Genomic DNA, 24,924 nt, shown 5'->3' on the forward strand with positions numbered 1-24,924 from the left:
GTACCACCTCGCTGCGCGAGGTGCAAGCGAACACCCAGGCTGCGCCTGGGTGTTGCGCTCCCGCTCCGCGGGAGCGCTGGTGTGATGCTGCGCATCACACTCACCTCCCTTGCTGCGCAAGGGAGGTGACGTCTCGTCCGCTGCGCTTCCGAGACGTAGCCAGGCTGTGCCTGGCCAGAGTGAGTCTTTCGTTTCACTCCAGACCCTTGGAGGTGGGTCCGCTGCGCTCCCCCACCTGACGGTTGTTCTGGCTGCGCCTCCACAACGATTGGAGCCCGCTGGCGCGGGCTTGGCTGGCTGGAAAGGGGTGGGGGTTGCTCGTTCGTGTTGGGTTTGAGTGTAGCGGGTGCATCAGGAAGATGCACCATGTACCGTTGGCGAAAACAAAGGACACCCCCAACCGCCCGGGATCTCCCCGGAATTTCGAGAGGAGTGACCGTAGATGACCGGTCACCAGGAATCTACTGGACCTGATCCCGCGCTGAGCAGCGATTCTGTGCGGCGGGTGAGTCAGTATCAGACGGCGGGCGTGAACGCCCGGTTAAAGCTGTTCGCGCTTCTGGAGGCGCAGGGCGTGTCCGCGGGCGAGGTGGTCGAGTTGGGTGGCATGGCGCCGCGTTCGCGTGGCCCGCTTTCGCGGACGGCTGGGACGAAGGTGTGACGACGATGAGCGAGGCTCTGGTGGGCATCGCGGATCGGGACTGGTCACGGCGTGGCGGTCGGTCTGTCGGGGCTGCTGAACTGGCTGTACACATGGCGGACGTGAGGCGGCGTGAGCGGGTCTCTCTGGTGCGGCTGGAGAGGTTCGTCCGGGAGTCCGTGCTGCCGTCCGCCCATCCGCAGACCACGGCGCGGCGCGGCGCCGGGCGCTGGAGGCGCTGGGTGAGGCCGGCGGTCTGTGCACGGCCCTGACGGTGAGCAGCGGCGGGGGCGTCGTGGTCTGCACGCTCGATGCCGGGCACTACGACCCGGACGATCTGCCGGGGTTCAGGGACGGAAACCCGGGCGGCTGGCACAAGGCTGATGTGTCGATCTGGAACGACTCGGGCCCCGCCTGCATTCCGCACGCGGCCGTCTGAAACACCACACGAATTCAATGCTCGGGGAGGCAAGGAAATGTCAGCGATTCGACTCAAGGAACATCAGGTAGATCAGCGGTCCGCGTTTCGTCGGTGGGTGGGATTCCCTGCAAGGTCATCCGTGCCCCCGCAGGGTGCCCGAGGCACGATCGTGTCAGCGACCGGCTCGGGCAAGACGATCACGGCCGCCGCGTGCGCGCTGGAGTCGTTCGCGGGCGGCCGGATCCTCGTGACCCTGCCGACCTTGGACCTGCTCGCGCAGACTGCCCAGGCATGGCGCCTGGTGGGCCACCGGGCGCCGATGGTCGCGGTGTGCTCGCTGGAGAACGACGCGGTGCTGAACGAGTTGGGCGTACGGACCACGACGAATCCGATCCAGCTCGCCCTGTGGGCCGGGTCGGGGCCGGTCGTCGTGTTCGCTACCTACGCCTCGCTGGTGGACCGCGAGGACATCGACGCACCGTTGGGCCAGCGGAAGGTTCGCGGGCCGCTGGAGGCCGCCCTGGCGGGCGGGGAGCGGCTCTACGGGCAGCAGATGAGCCCGTTCGACCTCGCGATCGTGGATGAGGCGCACGGAACCGCTGGGGATCTTGGCCGTCCATGGGCGGCCATCCACGACAACACCCGCATCCCCGCCGACTTCCGGCTTTACCTCACCGCGACCCCGCGCATCCTCGCCGCACCCCGGCCGCAGAAGGGCGCGGACGGGCAGGAAGTAGAGCTGGCCTCGATGGGCCAGGACTCGCCAACCTACGGGCCGTGGCTGGCCGAGCTCGGTTTGAGCGAGGCGATCGAGCGGGAGATCCTCGCCGGGTTCGAGATCGACGTCCTGGAAATCCGCGACCCCTCGCCGGTCCTCGGAGAGTCCGAAGAGGCGAAGCGGGGCCGGCGCCTGGCCCTGCTGCAAACCGCACTCTTGGAGCACGCGGCAGCGTACAACCTCCGTACCGTCATGACGTTCCACCAGAAGGTCGAGGAAGCAGCCACGTTCGCGGAGAAGCTGCCGGAGACCGCGGCCGCGCTGTACGCCAACGACACCACAGGTGATGACCTGGCCGCCGCGGACAAGCTGCCGAGGTCGTCGATCGACGCGGAGTTCTACGAGCTGGAAGCCGGACGCCACGTACCCCCGGACCGTGTCTGGTCGGCGTGGCTGTGCGGCGACCACCTGGTGGCCGAACGCCGGGAGGCACTGCGTCAATTCGCCAACGGCATCGACGCGGCCGGGCGCCGGGTGCACCGCGCGTTCCTCGCCAGCGTTCGCGTTCTCGGAGAAGGCGTCGACATCACCGGCACCAGGGGCGTCGACTCGATCTGCTTCGCCGACACCCGCGGCTCCCAAGTCGAGATCGTCCAGAACATCGGCCGCGCGCTACGGCTCAACAAGGACGGCAGCACGAAGATCGCGCGCATCCTCGTGCCGGTCTTCCTGGAACCCGGCGAAGACCCGACCGATATGGTTGCTTCCGCCAGTTTTCGCCCACTTGTAGCAGTCCTCCAGGGCCTGCGCTCGCATGATGAGCGACTTGTTGAGCAGCTCGCTTCCCGTGCGCTCACCAGCGGGAAGCGCAAGATTCATGTCCGGCGTGACGAGGACGGACAGATCGTCGGGGCCGGTGGCGAGGGTGACGGCGACGACCAAGAGGACGACGACACCCAGGCCGCCGCCGAAGCGGCGCTGCTGCACTTCTCCACACCCCGGGACGCGGCGACCATCGCCGCCTTCTTGCGCACCCGGGTGTACCGGCCCGAGTCGCTGGTGTGGCTAGAGGGCTACCAAGCCCTCATCCGCTGGCGGAAAGAGAACCAGATCACCGGCGTCCACGCCGTGCCCTATGACGTTGAGGTCGAAGTGGGGGTGACGAAGGACTTCCCCCTCGGGCGGTGGGTGCACCAGCAGCGGAAGGCGCTGCGGGCAGGTGAACTGGAGGAGCGGCGCAAAACCCTGCTGGACGCCCCGGAAGCCGGGATGGTCTGGGAGCCGGGCGAGGAAGCGTGGGAGAGCAAGCTCGCCGCACTCCGGTCGTATCGGCGGGCCACGGGGCACCTCGCGCCACGTCAGGACGCGGTGTGGGGCGAGGGCGAGGCGATGGTGCCCATCGGGCAGCACCTCGCCAACCTCCGCCGGAAAGGCGGCCTGGGCAAGGACGCGGAGCGAGCCACCATGCGCGCGCAGCAGCTCACCGCGATCGATGAGGACTGGAACTGCCCCTGGCCACTCAACTGGCAACGCCACTACCGCGTCCTCGCCGACCTCGTCGACGCCGACGGCTACCTGCCCCACATCCAACCCGGCGTCCACTTCGACAGCGATGACATCGGCACATGGCTCGCACGGCAACAAGAACCAGGCACCTGGAAACAACTCACCAGTGAACAGCAGGAGCGGCTAACCGCACTGGGCGTGAAGCCTGGTGGGGTTCCGACTCCCACCCCAGCAGCGGCTGGCGTGGCGAAGGGGACGGGCAAAGCCCAGGCGGCGTTCCAACGCGGCCTCGCAGCCCTCGCGCAGTGGGTGGAACGGGAAGGCGCGGGCCGGCCCGTACCGAGAGGACACGCCGAACCGATCGCGGTCGACGACCAGACGGAACCAGTGGTGGTGAAGCTGGGTGTGTGGGTCTCCAACACCAAGAGCCGGCGGGACAAGCTCACCGCGGAGCAGCGGGACGCACTACGGGAGTTGGGCATGGAGTGGGCGGCGTAGCCGCGGTCAACGGCGAGCCCGCAGAGCGCGGGCCAGCATCCGGAACAGGAACGAGCAGAAGAGAAGCCGGTGGAGAACATTCTGTGGCTCGACGAGGAGACCCTCCGGGCGCGGATCGGTGTGTGCCGCCGTGCCGACGGAATGAGCGTGGGCGATATCGAGGCGGCGCTCGCGGACGCCGAGGGATACGCGGCCGAGGCCGAGGCGGAAGTGCGGCAGCCGTCGCCCGGACGGCCATCATTCATGCCCGACCCCGAGGTCGAAGCGGCCGACTGCGCGGCCCGCGTCGCCGAGTGGCGCCACGTGCTCGACCTAACGCGGGCGCAGAACTGGGAATCGTATGTGCCCGCGCGGGATGAGGTGGGCAGCCGGTGCGCCGCGGACTACGAGAGCTGGCGGCAAAGCGTCCTCACCCGAGCCCGCGAGACCGAGCAGCGGCAGCGGGACGCGGTCCACGAACTCAACGCCGACATCCGGCTCAACGCCACCATCGGACGCCGTATCCGGAGCCTGAGCCTGAGCCAACGGTACGGAATCACGCCTGAACAACTCCTCACCCAACTCGCCGGGCAAGCCGTAATGACCGGCGACGGCACCGTGGCGGTCGAGCCCTTCACACCGAGCTGAGGCTCCCGGCCGCCGGCTGCTGAACCGCATGCGCACGGGGCTCCGGAACTATGGATTCCCGCGTCACTGAACAGGCTTTTCTCACGAGCCAGCACGCAGATTTCTCAGCAAGTGCGCCGCCGCTACACGTAGCCCATGCCCTGCCATCAGGAGATTCCTCTCTCTACCAGTCGGACATCTCCGTGAGAATTTTCCCGGGCGACGAAGCGAGACTCAGCAACTTCGCTACCCCCCGCGACGCCGCCGACATCGCCGCCCTCACCCGCTGCCGCGTCATCCGGCCCCAGTCCCTGGTCTGGCTCGAGGGCTACCAAGCCCTCACCCGCTGGCGAGCTGAGAACGGGATCACCGGCCTGTATGCCGTCGCCTATGACGTCGAGACCCCAGTCGGAACGACGAAGACGTTCCCGCTTGGCCGATGGGTGCACCAACAGAGAAAAGCGCTGCGGGCCGGAGAACTCGACCCCCACCGCAAAACCCTCCTCGACGAAGCCGGAATGGTCTGGGAACCAGGCGACGAAGCATGGGAGAACAAACTCGCCGCCCTCCGCTCCTACCACCGTACGCACGGGCACCTCGCACCCCGACAAGACACCCTCTGGGGCGAAGGCGAGGGAGAAGGCCTGGTGCCGGTTGGACAGCACATGGCCAACCTCCGCCGCAAGGATGGCCTCGGCAAAGACCCGAAGCGGGCTGCCGCACGCGCGGCACAGCTCACCGCGATCGATGAGGACTGGAACTGCCCCTGGCCACTCGACTGGCAACGCCACTACGCCGTACTACACGACCTAGCCGCCGACGAGGGCGATGGCGCCCTGCCCGAGATTCAGCCCGGGGTGCTGTTCGAGGACGATGACATCGGACGATGGCTGGAGCGCCAGAAGAACCCGGGCACCTGGAAACAGCTCTCCGAGGAGCAGCAGCAGCGGCTGTTGAAGCTGGGCCTACAGCCCGACCAGGCCCCGGCCCACGCCCCGACGGCAAGCCACACGACGAAGGGGCCGAGCAAAGCGCAGCAAGCATTCCAACGCGGCCTCGCGGCCCTCACCCAGTGGGTCGAGCGGGAAGGCAATCGGCCGGTCCCACGCGGCGCGGTCGTCGAGATCGAGGTCGATGGCCAGGACGAGCCGGTGCCGGTGAAGCTTGGCGTGTGGGTCTCGAACACCAAGTCGAGGCGGGACAAGCTCACTCAGGAGCAACTCGTTGCCCTACGGGAGCTCGGTATCGCTTGGGCATGACTCTGGCACCGACCCATCGGTGCGCTAACCAGACAGCGCCGAGCCCGCAGTCCCCAAGGGAACGCCTGCCGGGACTGCGGGTTGCAGATTCGACTGGTGTCTCAGCTGCTGTCGCCACTCTGATCAATTTCTGTGTCCGGGGCCTCTTGCCCGGCGGTCGCTTCTGGGACGAGGCGATCGGTGTCCGACAGTTTTAGCGCGCGGTGAACTCCCGAGATGGGCGGGGGATCGTTGTCCGCCACGATGATCTGCAGGTCATCGATGTGCTGGAGGGCAGCGCTGAGCAGGGTGGTGTACATCTTGCGTAGCCGCTCGAGATCGATGCCTTCGTGGCCGACGTTGTTGCTGAGGCCGTCGATGATCAGGATGTTCGGGAGCGGAATGCTGTTGTCCCGCAGGGCAACAAGTTGGTGTGCGAGGACGTGCGCCACGTTGACGAGGACTTCCACTCCCTGAGAGCCGAGGTCTGAGAAGGACCGGCCGTCGACGATGGGCAGGTACGTCTTGCGACTGATGTACGTGCCTGCCGGTTCTTCGAATCGTGGGGTGTCGAAGGCGCGGAGGATCGTCTCGAAGGCTTCATCGAGTTTCCGCAGTCGTTCTTGGACGGCAGGGTTGCTGTGCCTGGAAGCGTCGATGCTCGCGTTGAGAGATTCTTGTTCCTGCTCAAGCTCGGCGATGCGGCGTGCCTGCTTCTGGGAACGCTCGTACAACGACAGGGCTTGTTCCAGGCTGATCAAGCGTTCTTCAAGCCGGGCTTGTTCGGCGGCGGTGGCGCGGATGCGGTCGGTCTGATCGCTGACGAAGGCTGACGTGGCTCGGTCTAGCTGTGCTCCGAGGTCGTTGCGGAGACGGGCGTGGCCTGCGCGTGCGGCCTGGAGTTCTTCGATTCTTTTCGTGCTGCGCTCGATGAGTTGCTTGGTTTCCGAAACCTGCTCGATCACCCGGTCCTGCTCGCTGGCGAGGGATGACGGTGCCGCGGTCTGCGGAGGGGTCTGCAGGCACAGTCGGCAGGTGTGGTCGTCACCGCGCTCTGGGATGCCGGACCCGCAACGGGGACAGGTGTGGAACTCGAAGTCGTTGAGAAGCCGTTCCGCGACGAGTGCGCGGGTGAGGCGACGGCTTTGGGCGATGAGCTGGTCGTGTAGCTCGCGCAGGTTGGCTACCGCCGCAGATTCCGCGGCGGTAGCCATGTCGATGCGCGCGAGTTCGCTTTCAGCATCAGCAATCCGAGAGCGCAGGGTCACCGTGGAAGGGTCGGTGAGCTCACTCGTTAGTTGCTGATCCGCTGTGCGTGCCGCCCGAAGCTTGGTCTCAGTGGCTGTGCGCTGCACCTCCAGCTGGGCTTGTGAGCCGAAGGCTGTCTCAGCCAAGAGTCGTTCCAGGGTGACGGAGTCCGCAGTGAGGGCCTTGAGCTCCGTGGACACTTCGCGAAGCCGTTCCCGAAGTCCGGTGGATTCAGGGTCATGGATGCCGTACAAAATCTCGAAGACGTAGCGGCGTTTGATGTTCTTCGCGTGGTTGTCAGCGGTGCCGAAGACAGAGGCGTCGATCTCCTTCTGTCTCAGGACGCAGTACATGAGGTAGTCGCTTGCCGTCACGGGGACAAGCGGGCTCGTTTGGTCGGTTGGGGCTCGCGGCACCTTGATGCGAGGCAGGCCGAGGCGGTCGAGGAGCCAGTCGCGGAAGGTGTGGTCGTAGCCGGCCTGGAGTTCGCTGGCCGGCAACCGCCAGGCTTCCTCTTGGCCTCCGATCTCGGCGATATCGACCTTGGCGGTCGTCGTGGTGACAAGGGGGCGGACGATGCGGAAGCGGCGGTCGCCGATGAGTACGGTGCCGGCCATGGTGCGCCCTCGGAGCTCGGGGACGACGCTTACATCGGCGCCGAGCAAGGCCCGAAGGCAGCTGATCGTCGCCGTCTTACCGCCGCTCATGGCGCCAGTAATGGCGTTCATCCCACGCTCGAACCGGATGCGGCGGCTGGTTCCGACCAGGTGCAGTTCTTCGATCCGGATTCTCACAGCTGTGTCCCCCAGTCCGCCTCGACGATGTCGGGGAACGCTCGATAGATCATGTCTTTGAGAGTGGTGCCGGTGAGGTTGAAGTGCCGGCGCAGGAGCCGGGCCCGATCGCGTACGGGGCGCCAGCTTTCGGATTCGGCAAGGGCTTGCGCAACCGCTCTTCCGGCTGGCGTGGTGCGGTAGGTCGCGACCGCGTTCTCGTGCTTGGGCTCGATGAGGCCCTTGCCTGTCAGAGCACCGAGGAGGGCGTAGTAAGCGGGGTCCCAGGGGCCATAGCGATAGCGGATCATGCTCTGCTCGATGGCTCCTGTCAGCCACGGATCGTCGCCTGGGTCGGCGTCGGGTCGGCGCTCGGCCATCAAATGGTTGAAGTGCTCGGGGTAGCGCAGGAGAAAGTCAAGTTTGGCGAGCTTCATCCTGCCTTCGATGCCTTTGGATGCTGCTGTCTCGGAGAAGGCGTCGATGAGGACAAGAAGCCTGGCTTGGGCGTCGACGGAAGGAGGGAGTCCGTCTGGATACTCCGGGGGCGCAGTGGGGGGCGGGGCGATATCAGGCAGGAGACTCATGGCCAGTCCCCCAGTCGAAACGGCATTCGTCGGAGATGGCGCACGCCCGGCCCATGAGCAGCACGCCGTCCCGGGCATAGAGGGGCCAGCGGTCGTGGGTAGCGGCGCTGGTTTCGAGAGTGGTCTGGAGGCCGTCGAAGATGGCGTTCGCTGGGCGAGGATCTGCCGCGTGCCTGCGGATGGTACGGCGCGCGACCAGCAGCAGCCGCTCGTCCAGGTCCGCCTCGATGGCCGGGTCAGCCGGCCACGTGCCCAGGGACTGCTGCTTCATACGGTGAATGTCGGCATGCGCGCGGACCATCTGAGCTTCCTGGATTACATCGTCCGTCGCCGCGCCCCGGCGTAGCTTGCGGACCAACGCTGTCTCGACTCCGCTGAGACGCTGCGATACATCAGTCAGCAGTACGTGGTCAGGGCGCATCAGACGCTGTCGGAGGTCTGCGACGGTGCCGGGGCCGATGCGCTTCCTCAACAGTTTCGCAGGCAGGTCCTGCACCGCTAGCTGCTCGGCCCACCGCGGGCCCAAACGGCCCTGCATTGCCTCCCGAGTACGGCGTACGAGTTCGGTGTAGAGGCCGGTGATCTCCGCACCGGTCAAGGACGGGCCGAGCTCGTGGAGGAAGGCGGTGTTGCGCAGCTCGATGTCCTCGCGTCTGGGCAGTTCCCGGATGCGGACCAGGCCCAGGAAGGCTGAAACCTCCTTGATGTCAGCCTTCAGGTGGGCTGTCACCCGCCTCAAGCACCGCTCGTTATCCGCCCCTCCCCCATGTGCGAGAGCGGTGACGAGTGCGTCGGCGGGATCGAGGTAACCCTCCAGCCCAGCTGTGAGCCCGTATGAGAGCGCCTGGTCCTTCACCGCCCCGTACGTGCGCCACAAGCTCTTCAACGGTCCCTTGGCGAGAACGTCCGTAAGCGCCCAGGGCGTGGTCGTGTCCCGTGTCTTGATCTGCTGAAAATCCCAGAAGAGGCCGCCCTTGGTCTGCTCCTCGCTGCCGCGGGCAACGATGACGTCCTCGATGTGCTCGCAGGTCACATGGCGTACCGGCTCGTCAGCGAGCATTTCCAGGATGGCCTGCGCAGCCACATGAACCTGATACTCGTACCGCCGCAGCGTGACCGAACCAGAATCGTCCGGAGCAACGGTCTCAATCGGATCAGCCATATACCCCCCAGCCCACTCTCCCCAAGCACGCAGCGTAAGCGGTACAACACTGGCCAGTCGATCGCTTCGACGGAACTCGTGGAGCCACTGTTCCCTCACTGGGGACGGGTCCCTCTTCGGCGGACGCCTACGGCTCGGGCCTCCAGCTCATCACCACCGACAACGACACCGCCCCCTGGCCGGACGAAGCCTTCAGCACCATCGAAGTCGACTACGCCTGCCCATGGTTCCCAGCGTCACTCGACCCGGCCCCAGCCACACCGGGACGCGCTGAAGACGAGGTACCGGGCATAGTCGCGCCGCCCCCTACGTTGACCCGGCGGTGCCGGTCGCGCCCGGCAAAGGTGGTGAGACTGCCGAACGGATCCGGTGATCGACTCGCATCTCGTTGGCCAGTGAGGAGAAGTGGCGTGCGCAGTCGGGATGGTCGCGCAGAGCTCCTGCGACTGAGCCGGCGGCATCCCCTGTCAGGGTGCGCAGCCAGGGCCTGATCTCATCCTGCGGCCTCCACTGGTCCCACAAGGCGTCCCAGGTGAAGGCGCCGTTGCAGCAAACCTCCAGCAGATCCAACTGCGCAGCATTAGCGGCATGGCGTGCGACGGTGAACAGCCACAGGATGACGGCGTCGACTTCACCACGCTCTATTGAGCGGTGTGTGCCCAGAAGGTCGGGCATCGCCCGGACAATCTCAAGGGCTCGGGGAGGGTCAGCCAACAACGCCGGCATGAGCGCCAAAGGATCAACATTGAGAAGTACGTCGCAGTACAGAGCAGCGTCGTCGGGGTGGGCAGCCGCCAGGGCCACCAACTCCTCTGAGGCATTCGCTGCTCCATCGCTCAAAGCATCACGGAGCGTTTCGGCATGTACTACGGGCGGCGTGGGGGGTGTGTCGATCTCCTGGGCGATGAGGTCAAGGAACGCTTGCACCGTTGCCGGCCGTCTCCCGGGGTCCGTACGCGTTGCTCCTCGGACGACCGCGCGCCAGGGCCCAGAGTCCGGTATGAGTGGAATATTCTGCTGCGGGTTCCTGCGTGTGACCGCCCAGCCGATCAGCTGCCCCAGGCTGTAGACGTCAGTCGGCGGACCGGCACTATGGGCATCGAAGCTCAACTCCGGAGCGGCAAAGCCCTCAGATCCCATGCTCGCCCCAAGCCGGGTGCGCTGCGCATGCGTGGTCTGGCCAGGCGGACGACGCACAATGCCCCAGTCGGCAAGAACCCATCGCCCATCAAGCCGAAGTACGTTAGACGGCTTGATGTCCCGATGTATCCATCCGTGAGGGGCGCCCGGTGCCTGCATCCCATGCGCAGCGATCAGCACCGAGCACAGGCTCTCAATCAGGTCCCGTAGTACGGCCGGATCCTTGAGGTCATCGAGGCATTCCGTTGCGACAGCCTGCGCCTTGGGCATGACGAACCACGTGCCGTCGGCGCTGGCGTCCCAGACCGGCATCGCATTCGGATGGTCGCTCAGAAGACGGCCCACCTCGATCTCACGGGTCATCCGGGCTTTCTTGTCGAGGTGCGGGTACTGGCCGCGTAGCTTCTTGAGGACGACGGGCGTGCCGGTCGGCTTGTGCGTCGCGTAGAAGACGTCAGCCATGCCGTCCTCTTGACGGTGGAAGGGGAACTTCTCGCAGGCATAGTCCTTGCGCAGACCGCAAGCCTCGTACGGGGCTGCTGCGCCACTCCGCACTTCACTGGTCTGCGCTGTGTCGACTCCTCCGCGCTGTGAGAAGCCGGTCAACAGCATGCGATCAGGTAGTTGCAGGCGCTGACGGATATCGGCAACCGCGCTGGGCCCGACGCGCTTCCCCAGCAGCCCCGCAGGCAGGTCCTGCACTCCTGACTGCTCAGTCCACCGAGGATCCAGGCGGCCTTGCATCGCCTTCCTGACACGGTGCACGAGCTCGGCGTAGAGACCGCTAATTTCAGTACCGGTCAACGGCGAGCCCAGTTCGCGAAGGAACGCGACGTTACGTTCCTCGATGTCTTCGCTCCTGGGAAGTTCCTGGATACGGATCAGGCCCAAGAAGGCAGAGACCTCCTTGGCGTCAGCTTTCAGGTGGGCAGTCACCCGCTCCATACAGTGCTCGTTGTCGGCCCCTTCTCCGTGCGCAAGAGCAGTAACGAGCGCATCGGCAGGATCAAGAAATCCCTCAACGGCAGCCGTTAGCCTGTAGGAGAGTCCCTGGTCTTTCAACGTTCCATACGTACGCCACAGGCTTTGCAACGGCCTCTTTGCGAGCACGTCTCTGAATGCCCAAGGAGTGGCCACTTCCCGCGTCTTGATCTGTTGAAACTCCCAAAACAGACCGCCCTTGGCCTGCCCCTCACTGCGGGCGATGATGACGTCCTCAATGTGCTCGCATGTCACATGCCGTACTGCCTCATCAGCGAGCATCTCCAGGACGGCCTGTGCAGCCACATGAGTCTGGTACTCGTAGCCCCGCAGTGTCGCCGAACCCGCGTTCAGGGCAGCAGTCGCAATCGGATCAACCATGTACCCCCCAGCCCACTCTCCCCAAGCACGCAGCGTAAGCGGTACTCGACTGGCGAGTCGATCACTTCGGCGGAACTCGTGAAGCCAGCGTGTCCTTCCCTCACTGAGGTCTCCCTCTTCGGCAGCGGATTGTGTTCACCCGTTCGGGGTGGGAGCAGCCAGATCACGTACCCGGCCGCCCGGCATGCATTTGGCTGTCAGACGTGAGGCGACAAGGCGGCGAGGCAAGCGGAGAGTTCGCGGAGGGAGCCGACGACCACCTGATGGCGCGCTTCGTCGATCCTGCGTGCAGTGAGCGGCTGATGTGCTGGCGAGACGTCGCACGGGAGGTCGCGTTGGAGGACTGCGGCCCGGTGCGGCCCTTTCCCGTGCGTCCTGGCCGTCGTTTTGCGCCGGGTTGGTGGTGGTCGGCAACGAACGGGCGGCTGGTGCACTACGGGTCTGGTGTCATGCGCACCCAGGTGATGCTGCTGGACCGGGATCCTTCGGTCGAGGCCATTGCATGCCGCCCGGTGGAATTCACCTGGCGTAAACGTGACGGAACCTGGGTGCGGCACGCACCGCATCTGATGGCCCGGCTCGCGGAAGGCAGGGGTCTGCTGGCGGACTGCGCCGGGCACGGGGACATCTCACCGCGCCTGGCCTGTCGGGCGGCGGTGATGAAGGCCGCGGCCGCGGCAGCAGGGTGGCAGTACAGGGTTCTGCGCCCTCCTGATCCGGTTCTGGCGGCCAATCTGCGCTGGCTGGCCGGGTACCGGCACCCCCGCTACAGGGGCGGCGAACTTGCCGGGCGCGCGGCCGAGGTCTTTCGGCGACCGCGGCCTCTGATCGAGGGCGTGCGTGAACTCGGCGATCCAGTGGAGGTCTTCCCGGTGGTCTTCCACGCGCTGTGGCACGGCAAGTTGTCGGCCCCCCTCGAGGTGCCCTTGCACGAGCGGGTGACCGTGACGGCGGACCGCCCCACAGGGGGGGCAGGCATGAGCGGCACAGTGCTAGAGCCCGGAACACAGGTGCGTTTCGCGAAGCGGACCTGGACGGTGGTCATGCTGGAAGGGTCATGCGTACGGCTGGTCGACGCGGACAACTCCGTGGCCACTGTCCTGGCGAACTTCCTGTTCGCCGAACCCGACTTCGAAGTGGTAGGCGCCCCGCAGCGCGGCGTGCCTCCGTTCGGGCTCCTGGAGGAGCTGCCTGAACAGGTGCGCGCGCGTGCGTACGCCTGGGAGCGGCACGTGCGTGAGGTCGAGACCGGATACCCCGTCCCGGGACAGGACCAGCCGCCTCGGGCCGAATTCGATCCGGCCCGGCGCACCATGGCAGAGCGGGAGGAGGCCAAGGCCGCCGAGCTGACGGCGGCCGGGCAGCCGGCAAGTGCGGTGACGGTGCGGCGGATGCGGGCCCGCTATCGGGAGCAATGCCTGTGGGGGCTGGTGGACGGCCGGGCCGCCCGGCGGCGCTCGCCGATAGGGCGCGCGGACGAGCGGGTGTCGCCGCGATCGCGCAGGCACTCCAGGCGCAGCGGGAGCGGTCGACCGGGACGCTGAGCCGGCTCCGGCGCACCGTCGGCTGGATTCTGGAGGACGCCCACGGTGTGGGGACGGTAAAGGTGCCGCCGGCCTCGACATTCAACCGGCTGGTGCACGCCCTCGCGGACCGTCATGGGCTGCTGGGGACAGCGGCGCAGCGGCGCCGTCACTCCTCACGGCCGGCTCCGCCGTTCACCCCGACGGTGGCGCTGCGGCCCGGTGAGCTGGTGATGCTGGACAGCACCCCTTTGGACGTGATGGTGGTCCTGGCCGACGGGGTGGCGGGTAAGGCCGAGCTGACGATCGCCCTGGATGTGGCGACGCGCAGTATCTGTGCGACCGTGCTGCGGCCGATGGGCACCGGGTCGGTGGATGCGGCGGTTCTGCTGGCGCAGATGGTGACGCCAATGCGGATGCGCCGAGGGTGGGAAGAGGCGCTGGCGATATCGCGGTCGGTCATCCCCTACGAGCGGCTGGTGTCGTTGGACGCGCGGCTGGAGGGTGCGGCAGCCCGTCCGGTGATCACGCCGGAGACGGTCGTCGTCGACCAGGGCCGGGTGTTCATCTCCGCCTCGTTCACCGCGGCGTGCGACAGCCTGGGGGTGTCGGTGCAGCCGGCGCCTCCGGCCAACGGCCCGGCCAAGGGAAATGTCGAGCGGATGTTCCGCACCATCGGCGACCGGTTCTCTCAGTACGTGGCCGGTTACACCGGCTCCGACGTCACTCAGCGGGGCTCTCACGTCGGGGACGAGGCGTGCTGGACGCTGCCACAGGTGCAGGATCTGCTGGACGAGTGGCTGGTCGCAGACTGGCAGCACCGTCGGCACGCATCCCTGCGTCATCCTCTGGCCCCGAAACTCGCGGTGTCGCCGAACGAGATGTGGGCCGCGCTGGTCGGCGTGACCGGCTATGTGCCGGTGCTGCTCAGCGAAGAGGACTATGTCGAGCTCATGCCGGTCAAGCGGGTGGGCATCAACGATTACGGCATCCGCTTCGACTATCGCACCTACGACCATGAGGTCCTCAACCCGCACCGCGGGTTCCAGTCGACGGCCCCGGACGGGATGTGGGAGGTGCACCACAACCCTTATGACCCCCAGCAGATCTGGGTGCGGCTGCCTGGCGGCTGGGAGGAGGTGCCCTGGATCCACAAGGAGCGAGTAAGCCTGCCCTTCACCGACTTCACCTGGCGGCACATCCGCGCGACCGTCGAGCGCCGCGGCGATCGCGATGAGCACGAGCAACAGCTCGCCCAGGCCCTGGACCGTCTCCTGCGGCGGGCCGGTAACGGGGAAGGCACCCGCCGCGAGCGGACCGTCGCGGCACGCGCCAGCGCCGCAGCCTCCCTCGCCGGGCCCGCCCCAAACCAGCAGGAGCCGTCCGTCCCTCTCACCGCCCCGACCCTCTCCTACGGCCTGGTCGGCGCCTTCACCCCAGCGGATCTGGATGAGCCCGACGACGAAGAGTTCGAGGACGGCTGGGACGAGGACGAAGACCCGCTCGGCACATCAGACGATGCCGGCGGCGGCCCCGCCGGAGACGAGCAGCCATCCGGGCGGGCCTCAGTCCTTCGCCCGTCGCGGATCTACGATGCCCGCCAGGAGGCAACCCAGTGGTAGCAGTCCCCGAGGCCGGTCCCGTCCCGGACGAGGAGCAGCAGATGGCGGCCAGGCAGCCGTCACTGAGACATCCGACGTCGAGATCGACTATTTGGAGCCTGTCTACCGAGAGCTCGGCGTGGTTCTCAGCGATCAGGTCCGCCGCCGGTTCGAGGACGTGAAGACCTTCCACCACTCGGTCGTCCGCAACCGCCGGCGCTTCCTGGAAGAGGAGATCACCGAACTCACTGAACGGCTCCATGCGCGCCGTGCCGAGCGGGCACGCCTGGGCGAAGACCAGGCACGGCTCCTTCGAGACCTCGCTGAGGGCGGAGCCCTGGAGGCCCTCACAGCACTGCAGACGGCTCTCGGACGCGAAGAGGCCGCACTCCAAGCACTGCGCCACCGTTTCGAAGCGGCACAGACACTCGAAGCGAGCGCACGGCAGATCACCGCGAAGAGTGTGGAGCTGCAACAGGCGGTTGACACCGACCTCCAAGAACGCCGCCAGCAGACAGACGAAGCGATCCTGCTGTTCTCTCACTACGCCCAGCGGCTCTACGGGCAAGGGCGCGAGGCATACCTCGCCATTGAGGCTGGTCGTAACAGCCTGACGATCACCCCGCGCATCGACAGCGACGGCAGCCGGGGCATCGGCAACATGGTCATCTTCTGCTTCGACCTGACCCTCGCCGTCCTGGCGCACCGACACGGTCGCGGCCCGGACTTCCTCGTCCACGACAGCCACCTCTACGACGGCGTCGACGACCGGCAGGTCGCCGCCGCCCTGAAGCTCGCTGCGGAAGTCACCGAGGAGGAGAACCTGCAGTACATCGTCACCATCAACACCGACAGCCTGGGAATGGCCTCACACCGCGGATTCAACCCCGAGCCCTACATCCGCAGCCCCCGCCTGACCGACGAACACGAAACCGGCGGACTCTTCGGGTTCCGCTTCAAAACCGCAGGCAAGAAGTAGCGCGCCACAGTGCAGGACAGCAGGAGCTGAGAATGCGGTGGGCGCCGCCCCGCCATCGGCACTCAGGCTCTTGCAGCCGACCCCGGCCCTTTCCGTGCCGAAGATGTCGAAACCGGTAGGCCCGCGCGGGCTCAGGGGGGCGGGATGGTGAGCCGGGCGGCCAACTGGGTCCGCCGGGAGACGCGGAGTTTCCGGTAGGCACTCGTCAAATGGCTCTCGACCGTACGGCGCGCCAGCTCCAGAGCAGCACCGATCTGGCTGTTGGTCAGCCCTTGGACAGCGAGGTCAACCACCCGTCGCTCCGCCGCGGAGAGCCGATCGCAGCATGCGCCGTCGTCGTGGCCCTTGCGGGTTCCCGCCGACCTCAGGTCGTGGCCGATGTCGGCTACCAGGCGCGGTACCCGGGGTTCCGCGCAGAGTGCGGCCCTTGGGGACTCGGGGGCGAGCCGCTGGGCCAGGTGCATGGCCTCACGGAGGCTGGTGCGTGCCTTGCGGTGCTGGCCGGCGGCCGCTTGCGCCCGGCCGAGGTCGGCCAGCGCCTCGATCAGCTCGACCACGGCCGGTGCCGCGCGCAGCGACTCCACGGCTTCCGTGAGAAGACCCAAGCCCCTGGTTCCCCCGGTCGCCACGGCCAGCGCCCGCAGCGCGACTCCGATGACACGGGGGGTGCCCCAGACATGGGCGTACCGCAAGTTCTCCTCCGCCAGTGCAACCGCCTCGGTGTACCGGCCGAGTCGGGCGAGGGCGATGGCCGCGCCGGATCGCCACGGCTGGCTGACGGGGATCACAAAGCCGCGGGCGGTCAGCCGGGCGCCGCACTCCTGATAGTTGTCGAGCGCTTCCGCCCAGCGGCCCGCGGACGCGTGCATGCGGGCGCGGGCCCAGCGGACCTCTTCCCACCCCCAGGACGCGGACGCGGGCTCCGGGCCGAGTGCCGTGAGCTGCTGCTGGGCCTTCTCGCCGTGTCCGAGCTCGTGCCAGGCCAGGGCCACCATGGCGTGCAGATAGGGCAGTTGGACGGCCCGGCTCCGTGCGGCCTCCATGAGTGGAGTGTTCTCGCTGATGAGCCGCTGGAAGTGTCCTCTCCGGAGATCGACGGTGGCTCGGGTGGTGAGCAGGTACTGGGTTCCGATATGGGTGAAGTCCGGGGGCTCGGGAGGCGGGGGCAGCTCCTGTTCGACGAGGGATCTGGCCTCGTCAAGGTGATCGGCCCACTCCAGCAGCGAGGCCGCGGCGATCCGCCAGCCCGCGCGCAGCTCCGGTTCAATGGGGGTGCTGATACGGGAGGTGATCCGGGCGACGGTCGTGGCCGCATCGAGTTTCCCCGTCCCCGCCTCGTGCAGGGTGACCAGGGCATACACCGGTGGTTCCACGGTGCTGGGGGCCGTGTTGAGCAGGGTGCGCATCTCGGTGGCCGTGCTGTGCCACTCCCGGCCCTCATGGTTGGAGATCCCGGCGACGGTGATCCGGACCGCTACGCTCAGCCGCTGGTCGGCGAGCCTGCCGCCCGCTTCTTCCATCACTCGGATCGCCGTACGGGTGCGGCCCTGTGCGGCGAGTACCCCGCTGAGGGCGGAGGCGATCGCGTACGGGTCGTGGCAATCGGCGCGCTGTAGACCTCCGTGGAGGCGGCGGATGCCGGCCTCGGTGGACCGCAGTGTCTCCAGAGCCGCCAGACGCAGGCAGATCTCGCTGTGCCCGGCGGGACCCACAGGCCCCGACAGGGCTCGCTGCAACAGCCGCGCGGCCCGCTCCGTATGACCCGAGTGGAGCGCCTGCTCGGCGGCGTCCTCCAGGGCGTGCGTCATCCATTTTTCGTCTATCCGCCCCAGCCGCAGCAGATGGTCGGCGATCTCTGGAGCGGGTACGCCGCGCTCGTAGAGAGCGTGGGCCAGGCGTCGGCGGAACACTTCGCGTACGGCGGGGTCGGCGGCACCGATGACGGCTTCACGGGCGGCCGGGTGTCCGAGCATCCGCAGCATCGGAGTGACAAGACGCGCCTCGGCCCGTTCGTCCGGCGGGAGGCCGGCCACCTCGTGGAGAAGTGCGGGATCGGACGCCCGCCGGGTACCAGCGAGTGCCATCGCCAGGGCGAGCGGGTGACGGGCCGGTGTGTCGGAGGAGTTCAGCCACTGGGGGAGAGCGTCGCGGAAGCGGGGGCCGGGGAAACCGGCCGGGGAGTGCGGCAGCGCTCCTTCGGGGAGGTCGGCGAGTAGCGCGTGCAGCAGCATCGGGTTGCCTGTGCTCATCGCGGCGTACCAGTCGGCTGCCTCCTCGCTGACGCCCCGCGCAGCGAGCAGCTGTATGAGGGAGTCGGAGCCGAGGGAGGGGAGGGGGATCTCCTCGCCGGTCGTCTCGCACAGTCTTCCCCCGTCACCGGGGATCCGGCCTCCTCCCGGTCCGGCCGAGGCTCCCGTACCGGTGAGGACCAGCAGCGCCGGGACATCCGCCAGTCGGCGGGTGAGATGGCACAGCCACCGGCGCGACGGCCCGTCGACGAAGTCCAGACCGTCCACCGCCAGCAGCACCGGTCGCCGGGCGGCATCCGTGGCGAGACCGTCCATGAATCGGTGGAGTATCCGCTGCTCCTCCGCTTCCTCCGGTGCATCGAAGGGCAAGGGCCCGTACGGGGGTAAGAGTTGCCGTATCGTCGCATATGCGAAACGGGACTCCTCCGGTGCGGCACGGGCCCGCAGGAGCCGGAGCGTGCCTTCCGTCGTCTCCCGCCGCACGATCTCCTCAAGCAGCGCGCTGCGCCCCGATCCCGTTTCCCCGCGCAGCAGCAGCCAGCGGCCCCGGCCGGAGCGTGCCGACGAGGCACCGCGCGCCGCCGCCGCGAGTGCCCCGGCCCGCTCGAATAACAACTCGGACATGCGCCCTCCCCAGAGAAACTTGCTCGAACCACCTTTCCCATCCGTAGCGGGTCTCACTCCGGGTTCGTGGTTTTCCACGATGCCCTGACCACGGAGTTTCGGAAGGATGACGGGCACGCCACCGGCAACTGCCTGCCAGAGCGCTCCGATATGCGCTGTCGTGTCCGAACACCCGGGAACTCGGAAATCGACGCCGCAAGGGAGTTGCGTGTCCGGCACCACGAAGGCCCCTCCCCCGCCCGTACTTCGCGTCCGCACGGCAGGGACAGCCCGTCCCGTCCCTCCGTAGCGGCTCCCCTCTCCAGCCCGGGAGAGCCTGTACGCCTCCCGGACGAAAGGGGCCTGGAGCGGCACCGTGGCAGGGGCTTCGCCGAGCCCCCTCGGGAGACGGCACCCGCCCCTACCGCGTGCGCACCGGCCCGTTGGACCCGTGCGCATCTCTCTCCCGGCATCCGCCATGCCATGCACTCGTACAAGTTGATGAAAGGTGAAGAGTTGACCAGAGGACTCCTTACGCAAAGATGCCTTGCCCGCCTGGCCGAGGTGCTCCGCCCCGCTTCCGGACGAAGACGGCTCCCTAGACCGCCCGCGCTGGCCGCAACGCCCCGTGCGATACCCACCCCGCCGGGGATGTGCCGCGCACCGGGGGCCGTTCGCTCCCGGCGCGCCGTCGCCCATGCGCTGGCCGTGACAATGACAGCGGGGCTGCTGACCACCGGGGTGTTCACCGCCGGTATCGGTGCCGCCGCCGCGGCCCCGGGCGAACCGATCACCAACTCTCTCGTCTATCTGCAAAACCTCCAGAGCGGTCACCAGATCAGCGGCCAGGACGACGGCGTCAGATCGACCGCGCCCAAGGGCAACGAGGACCATCAACAGGTACAGCTGGAGCTGGTCTCCACCGGCGTCTACCGGATCAAGGTGCCGTCCCAGGCCGATCGCTGTGTCACCAGGAACGGCTCCGCTTCCCCTGCTATCACCCTCCAGAGCTGCGGTGGTACCGCGAGCGAGTGGCGTTTCCAGTGGCTCGCCGGTGACCGCTACCGCATCACCGAGCCGGGCACCGCTTCACATCTGACCGGGGCGCCGGGCGACACTCTCAGCCTCACCGGCGCGAAGACGGACGCAGAGAGCTGGTACGTCACTCCCCTCGATCCGCCGCGCTCACCCATGCCGGCCGATCCCACCTTCGATCAGATGACATTCCTCACCACCCACAACTCCTACAACAACAACTTCGACGACAACGGTGTGACGGTGTTCGCAAATCAGCCGTTCTCCATGAAGCAGCAGCTGGACTCGGGCGTTCGCGCCCTCATGCTCGATGTCTGGGACTACAGCGGAGTGGCCTACCTCTGCCACGATGCGGTTTGCTTCATGTCGAACCAGACACTCAACAGCGGTCTGAACACGATCGCCACCTGGCTCGCGGCCAACCCCAACGAGGTGCTGACGGTCTTCATCGAGGACTACCTCCCGGCAACGCTCCTCCAACAGGAACTCGCCGCGGTCCCGGCGCTGGCCGGGCTGATCTTCAACCCGAGAACCCAGGGCGTTCAGACTCAGGGCTGGCCCAAGGTCTCATCGATGGTCACCCAGAACAAACGGCTGCTGATCTTCTCCGACAGGCCGGGTCGCGAGGATTTCGGAGTCATGTTCGGTCAGGACTGGACGGTGGAGAACCACTGGTCCATGGGTCCGCCGGCCGAAACCTCCGACTGGACCTGCAACACCCGCTGGGGAAATGTTCCGCTTCTCAAGGAGGAGGGGAAGTTCCGCCGGCTCTTCGTCATGAACCACTTCAGGCGAGAGACGCTCGCGCATGTCGCCGAGACCGACAATGAGAAGCTTCAGGACCGCGCCGAGCGCTTCTGCCGTCCGGCCGCACGGAAGAAGCCGAACTTCCTGGCCATCGACCACCACAGGCCGCCCGCCAACAGCCCCGCGCGACTTGCCGTCAACTCCCTCAACACCTACACCTACGCCAGTGACACCCCTGGATACGGAGGTACACCAGGAGACAGTGTGACCCCCGACTGGCGGGTCAACCGGCTCGCTGTGATGCCGCTGGGCGACTCGATCACCCAGGGCGTCGGAGGCACCGGCGACGGCGACAGCTACCGCAAAGCGCTGCGCCAGCGACTGACGACCGAGGGGAACGCGGGTGTTCTGGACTTCGTCGGATCGCTCCAGCACGGCACATCTCCCGACCGTGACCACGAAGGCCACTCGGGCTATCTGATCGAACAGCTGGCAGCGGGCATCGAGCCATGGCTGGTGACGGCCAAACCGAATGTGGTGACCCTCCACGCCGGCAGCAATGACATCAACCGGAACCACAACGCGGCCACCGCACCCGCGAGGCTGGCCGGCCTGATCGACCAGATCCTGACCGCCGCACCCGACATCACCGTGCTGGTCGCCACCCTGGTACCCAACAGCAGGACTGGGGCACAGGCCCGCGTCGACGCCTTCAACAACGCGCTGCCCCAGCTGGTGGACGACCGCCGGGCCAAGGGCCACAAGGTCGGCCTAGTGCGCTTCGACACCCTCGACAACGGAGACCTTCAAGACGGTCTCCACCCCAACGACAGCGGCTACGCGAAGATGGCCACCGCCTTCTACGGCGGGCTGGCCAGAGCCGCCACGGACAGCTGGATCACCGAGAATGTGAACATCCAGCCCGCACCGGGCCGGATCTCCTATGACTGCGACGCCGACGTCAACGCTGATGGTAGGGCGGACTATCTGGTGGTGGGTGCGAACGGGAGTGTCCGAGCACACCTCAACACCAACGGGGCCGGCGGCTGGAACAACATCGGCACCATCGCCACCGGCTCGACCGACAACTCATGGAACGGCGAGCAGGTCCGCTTCGCCGACATCAACGGCGATTGCAGGACCGACTATCTGGTGGTGGGTGCGAACGGGAGTGTCCGAGCACACCTCAACACCAACGGGGCCGGCGGCTGGAACAACATCGGCACCATCGCCACCGGCTCCAACAACAACTCATGGAACGGCGGCCAAGTCCGCTTCGCCGACATCAACGCCGACGGCAAAGCGGACTACCTCGTGGTCGGCGCCAACGGCAGCGTCCGAGCACACCTCAACACCAACGGGATCGGCGGCTGGAACAACATCGGCACCATCGCCACCGGCTCCAACAACAACTCATGGAACGGCGGCCAAGTCCGCTTCGCCGACATCAACGCCGACGGCAAAGCGGACTACCTCGTGGTCGGCGCCAACGGCAGCGTCCGAGCACACCTCAACACCAACGGGATCGGCGGCTGGAACAACATCGGCACCATCGCCACCGGCTCCAACAACAACTCATGGAACGGCGGCCAAGTCCGCTTCGCCGACATCAACGCCGACGGCAAAGCGGACTACCTCGTGGTCGGCGCCAACGGCAGCGTCCGAGCACACCTCAACACCAACGGGATCGGCGGCTGGAACAACATCGGCACCATCGCCACCGGCTCGACCGACAACTCATGGAACGGCGGCCAAGTCCGCATCGGTACCTGACCCTCGACCCGGGCGGTCACTTCGGCCTCGGAGTCCGTCCGGCACCGTTGTGCATGACCGCCCACTACGTCGAAGCAACTGATCGTCCCGACACCGGCAGGACAGAGATCCGGCCCGCCGCAACAGCGCGATCCAGCCGCGCGGGCCGGACTTCACCGGATGCCAGACGAGCTGAACCCGATCGCTGAGGGCTCCCGCCGAAAGGTGGGAGCCCTCAGCTGCCCGGCCGGGTCCCCCTTGCGGGGGCGGTCGCGTGACGGGGACGTACCGGAAAGCAGTGGCGCAGCTGAGGGGCCTCCGCGGGCAGGTGGGGTGCTGTTGACGATGACGTTCCGTGAGGACCGCGAGATTCCCGGGGTCTCGTGTCAGAGCGACCACTGCGTCCAGAGGGGGCAATCGCTCGCCGATACGGCGGGCGGTGGTCAACCGCGTGACAAGTCGATCACTCCTGTGCGTTACGGCGATGTTCAGTCACGGGGGCGGTGACACCCGTCAGTACACAGCGGGGCGCGCAACGACGAGGTGCCTCAAACGTTCCATCTGCGCCATTTCAACGAATGATCTGAAAATTGATCCGTTTGGCGTCCGGTCTTTCCTCCGATGATGCGAGTGCACCATCCCTAGCAAGAAAGGAAGGCTCTATGCCCGAGTGGATCAAGATCTCAGGCGGTCTCACGGCGATCACTGCCGGCTCGCGGACCAATGTGTGGGGCGTGAACTCCAACGGCAACATCTACCGGTTCTCCGGCAACGACGCCGGGGATCCGAGCCCCTGGGTTCCGATTCCGGGCTCGCTGTCCGACATCGGCGCAGGGGCCGACGGCACCGTGTGGGGCGTCAACAGCGGCGGCAACATCTACCGCTACGCCGGCGACCAGAACATCCAGGGCTCCTCACGCTGGGTCCAGATCCGCGGCTCCCTCACCCGCATCGCTGCCGGTTCGCGGACCAACGTGTGGGGCGTGAACTCCAACGGCAACATCTACAAGTTCTCCGGCAACGACGCCGGCGACCCCAGTGCGTGGGTTCCGATTCCGGGCTCGCTGTCCGACATCGGCGCCGGCGCCGACGGCACCGTCTGGGGCGTCAACAGCGGCGGCAACATCTACCGCTACGCCGGCGACCAGAACATCCAAGGCTCCTCACGCTGGGTCCACATCCGCGGCAACCTCACCCGCATCGCCGTCGGCTCGCGGACCAACGTGTGGGGCGTGAACTCCAACGGCAACATCTACAAGTTCTCCGGCAACGACGCCGGCGACCCCAGCCCCTGGGTCCAGATCCCCGGCGAAGCCGTCGATATCGGTGCTGCCTCCGACGGCACCGTCTGGCACGTCAACAGCGCCGGCGACATCTACCGCTACGCCGGCGACCAGCCGGGTTAGGCCTAGACACACGCCGATGGGGTGCCCCGAACATGACAGCCCGGCACCCCATGCGGCTTTCACCCCGTCCCGGCCAGACGGCCTGCCACCGGTGACGGCAGACATCCGCCCGGCCCGCACCACGTGGGGATTCCCGCGTCGCTGAACAGGTCTTTCTCGCGAGCCGGTACGCAGATTTCTCAGCAAGTTCGCTATCGCTGCGTGTAGACCGTGCTCTGCCACCAGGAGATTCGTCTCCCTCCCGCTCGGGCATCTCAGCGAGAATTCACCTGGGCGACGAAGCGAGAGTCAGCACGCGCCGGAGGCCGGGATGGTGTGGGAACCCGGCGAGGAGGCGTAGGAGAGCAAGCTCGCCGCGCTCCGCTCGTGTCGGCGGGCGACCGGGCATCTCGCGCCGAGGCAGGACGCGGTGTGGGGCGAGGGCGAGGCGATGGTGCCCATCGGGCAGCACCTCGCCAACCTGCGCCGGAAAGGCGGCTTGGGGAAGAACACCGAGCGGGCCACCATGCGCGCGCAGCAGCTCACCGCGATCGATGAGGACTGGGACTGCCCCTGGCCGCTGAACTGGCAACGCCACTACCGCGTCCTCGCCGACCTCGTCGACGCCAACGGCCACTCCCCCCACATCCAACCCGGCGTCCACTTCGACAGCGACGACATCGGCGCCTGGCGCTGGCGACAACAAGAACCAGGCACCTGGAAGCAGCTGTCGCCCGAGCAGCAGGAGCGGTTGACCGCGCTGGGCGTGCAGCCCGGTGGGGTTCCGACTCCCACCCCAGCAGCAGGCAGCGCGGCGAAGGGGTCGAGCAAGGCTCAGCAGGCGTTCCAACGGGGCCTCACAGCCCTCGCACAGTGGGTGGAACGGGAGGGCACAGGCCGGCCGGTGTCGAGGGGACACGCTGAACCGATCGCGGTCGACGGTGAGACGGAACCGGTGATCGTCAAACTAGGCGTATGGACATCGAATGTTCGTTCCAGGAGGGACAAGCTCACCCCGGAGCAGTTGGACGCGCTGCGGGAGTTGGGCATCGAATGGGCGTGACACAGCATCCAACCGGTCGTTGAACCGGACGGTCCAGCGAAGTGCACACCGGACCCCGGGCCTCTTGAAGGCTCGAGGTCCGGTCCTG

The 24,924-nt window shown here is 67.1% G+C and carries 14 protein-coding genes and 2 pseudogenes; 11 read left to right on the plus strand and 5 right to left on the minus strand.

Annotated elements, in window-relative coordinates; translation table 11 throughout:
* Window positions 1–442: 442 nt before the first annotated feature.
* The 6 genes and pseudogenes from OID54_RS00005 to OID54_RS00030 all read left to right on the plus strand — a co-directional run.
* A complete protein-coding gene (locus OID54_RS00005; protein ID WP_329011931.1) occupies window positions 443–661 on the plus strand; it encodes a hypothetical protein in 219 nt (72 codons plus the stop codon).
* Window positions 662–666: 5 nt separating this feature from the next.
* The gene (locus OID54_RS00010; RefSeq protein ID WP_329011934.1) at window positions 667–912 is read left to right on the plus strand and encodes a hypothetical protein; all 246 of its coding nucleotides are present in this window, start codon (window positions 667–669) and stop codon (window positions 910–912) included.
* Between the two features lie 2 nt (window positions 913–914).
* On the plus strand, window positions 915–1,079 hold the full coding sequence (locus OID54_RS00015; protein WP_329011938.1) for a hypothetical protein: 165 nt from the start codon (window positions 915–917) through the stop codon (window positions 1,077–1,079).
* 37 nt (window positions 1,080–1,116) lie between these two features.
* Window positions 1,117–3,783, plus strand: a complete 2,667-nt coding sequence (locus OID54_RS00020) for a DEAD/DEAH box helicase (protein ID WP_329011941.1) — start codon at window positions 1,117–1,119, stop codon at window positions 3,781–3,783.
* Between the two features lie 69 nt (window positions 3,784–3,852).
* Window positions 3,853–4,410 (plus strand): hypothetical protein, encoded by a 558-nt coding sequence (locus OID54_RS00025; protein WP_329011944.1) that lies wholly within the window; start codon window positions 3,853–3,855, stop codon window positions 4,408–4,410.
* Between the two features lie 203 nt (window positions 4,411–4,613).
* Window positions 4,614–5,648 (plus strand): annotated as a pseudogene (locus OID54_RS00030) (helicase associated domain-containing protein); the annotation flags it as partial.
* A 101-nt stretch (window positions 5,649–5,749) separates the two neighbouring features.
* Here the strand turns inward: OID54_RS00030 and OID54_RS00035 are convergent.
* From OID54_RS00035 to OID54_RS00050, 4 genes are all read right to left on the minus strand, one after another.
* Window positions 5,750–7,669 (minus strand): hypothetical protein, encoded by a 1,920-nt coding sequence (locus tag OID54_RS00035; RefSeq protein WP_329011947.1) that lies wholly within the window; start codon window positions 7,667–7,669, stop codon window positions 5,750–5,752.
* A complete protein-coding gene (locus OID54_RS00040) occupies window positions 7,666–8,235 on the minus strand; it encodes a hypothetical protein (RefSeq protein WP_329011949.1) in 570 nt (189 codons plus the stop codon). Before OID54_RS00040 ends, OID54_RS00035 begins: the two co-directional genes overlap by 4 nt.
* Window positions 8,219–9,397, minus strand: coding sequence for a dsDNA nuclease domain-containing protein (locus tag OID54_RS00045; RefSeq protein WP_329011952.1), 1,179 nt, complete (start codon window positions 9,395–9,397; stop codon window positions 8,219–8,221). The genes OID54_RS00040 and OID54_RS00045 overlap by 17 nt, the downstream gene beginning before the upstream one ends.
* Window positions 9,398–9,703: 306 nt before the next feature.
* Window positions 9,704–11,899: a dsDNA nuclease domain-containing protein gene (locus OID54_RS00050; protein WP_329011955.1), complete on the minus strand. Its 2,196-nt coding sequence runs from the start codon at window positions 11,897–11,899 to the stop codon at window positions 9,704–9,706.
* A gap of 203 nt (window positions 11,900–12,102) precedes the next feature.
* On the opposite strand from OID54_RS00050, the gene OID54_RS00055 reads away from it, so the two are divergent.
* Window positions 12,103–13,443 carry a TnsA-like heteromeric transposase endonuclease subunit gene (locus OID54_RS00055; protein ID WP_329011959.1) on the plus strand — a complete coding sequence of 447 codons (1,341 nt, stop codon included), beginning with the start codon at window positions 12,103–12,105 and terminating at the stop codon, window positions 13,441–13,443.
* Window positions 13,444–15,015: 1,572 nt separating this feature from the next.
* Entirely contained in the window at window positions 15,016–16,002 is a 987-nt protein-coding gene (locus tag OID54_RS00060) for an ABC-three component system protein (RefSeq protein WP_329011962.1), read from the plus strand.
* 131 nt (window positions 16,003–16,133) lie between these two features.
* Here OID54_RS00060 and OID54_RS00065 read toward each other — a convergent pair whose 3' ends face one another.
* A complete protein-coding gene (locus tag OID54_RS00065; RefSeq protein ID WP_329011965.1) occupies window positions 16,134–18,875 on the minus strand; it encodes a helix-turn-helix transcriptional regulator in 2,742 nt (913 codons plus the stop codon).
* Between the two features lie 693 nt (window positions 18,876–19,568).
* Here OID54_RS00065 and OID54_RS00070 point away from each other — a divergent pair.
* The 3 genes and pseudogenes from OID54_RS00070 to OID54_RS00080 all read left to right on the plus strand — a co-directional run.
* Window positions 19,569–22,409: an FG-GAP-like repeat-containing protein gene (locus OID54_RS00070; RefSeq protein ID WP_329027183.1), complete on the plus strand. Its 2,841-nt coding sequence runs from the start codon at window positions 19,569–19,571 to the stop codon at window positions 22,407–22,409.
* Window positions 22,410–23,050: 641 nt separating this feature from the next.
* Window positions 23,051–23,794: a tectonin domain-containing protein gene (locus tag OID54_RS00075; RefSeq protein WP_329011968.1), complete on the plus strand. Its 744-nt coding sequence runs from the start codon at window positions 23,051–23,053 to the stop codon at window positions 23,792–23,794.
* 274 nt (window positions 23,795–24,068) lie between these two features.
* Window positions 24,069–24,836: pseudogene (locus tag OID54_RS00080) on the plus strand (helicase associated domain-containing protein); the annotation flags it as partial.
* Window positions 24,837–24,924 lie beyond the last annotated feature (88 nt).

Origin of the sequence: Streptomyces sp. NBC_00690, from assembly GCF_036226685.1 — a bacterium.
GTDB lineage: Bacteria > Actinomycetota > Actinomycetes > Streptomycetales > Streptomycetaceae > Streptomyces.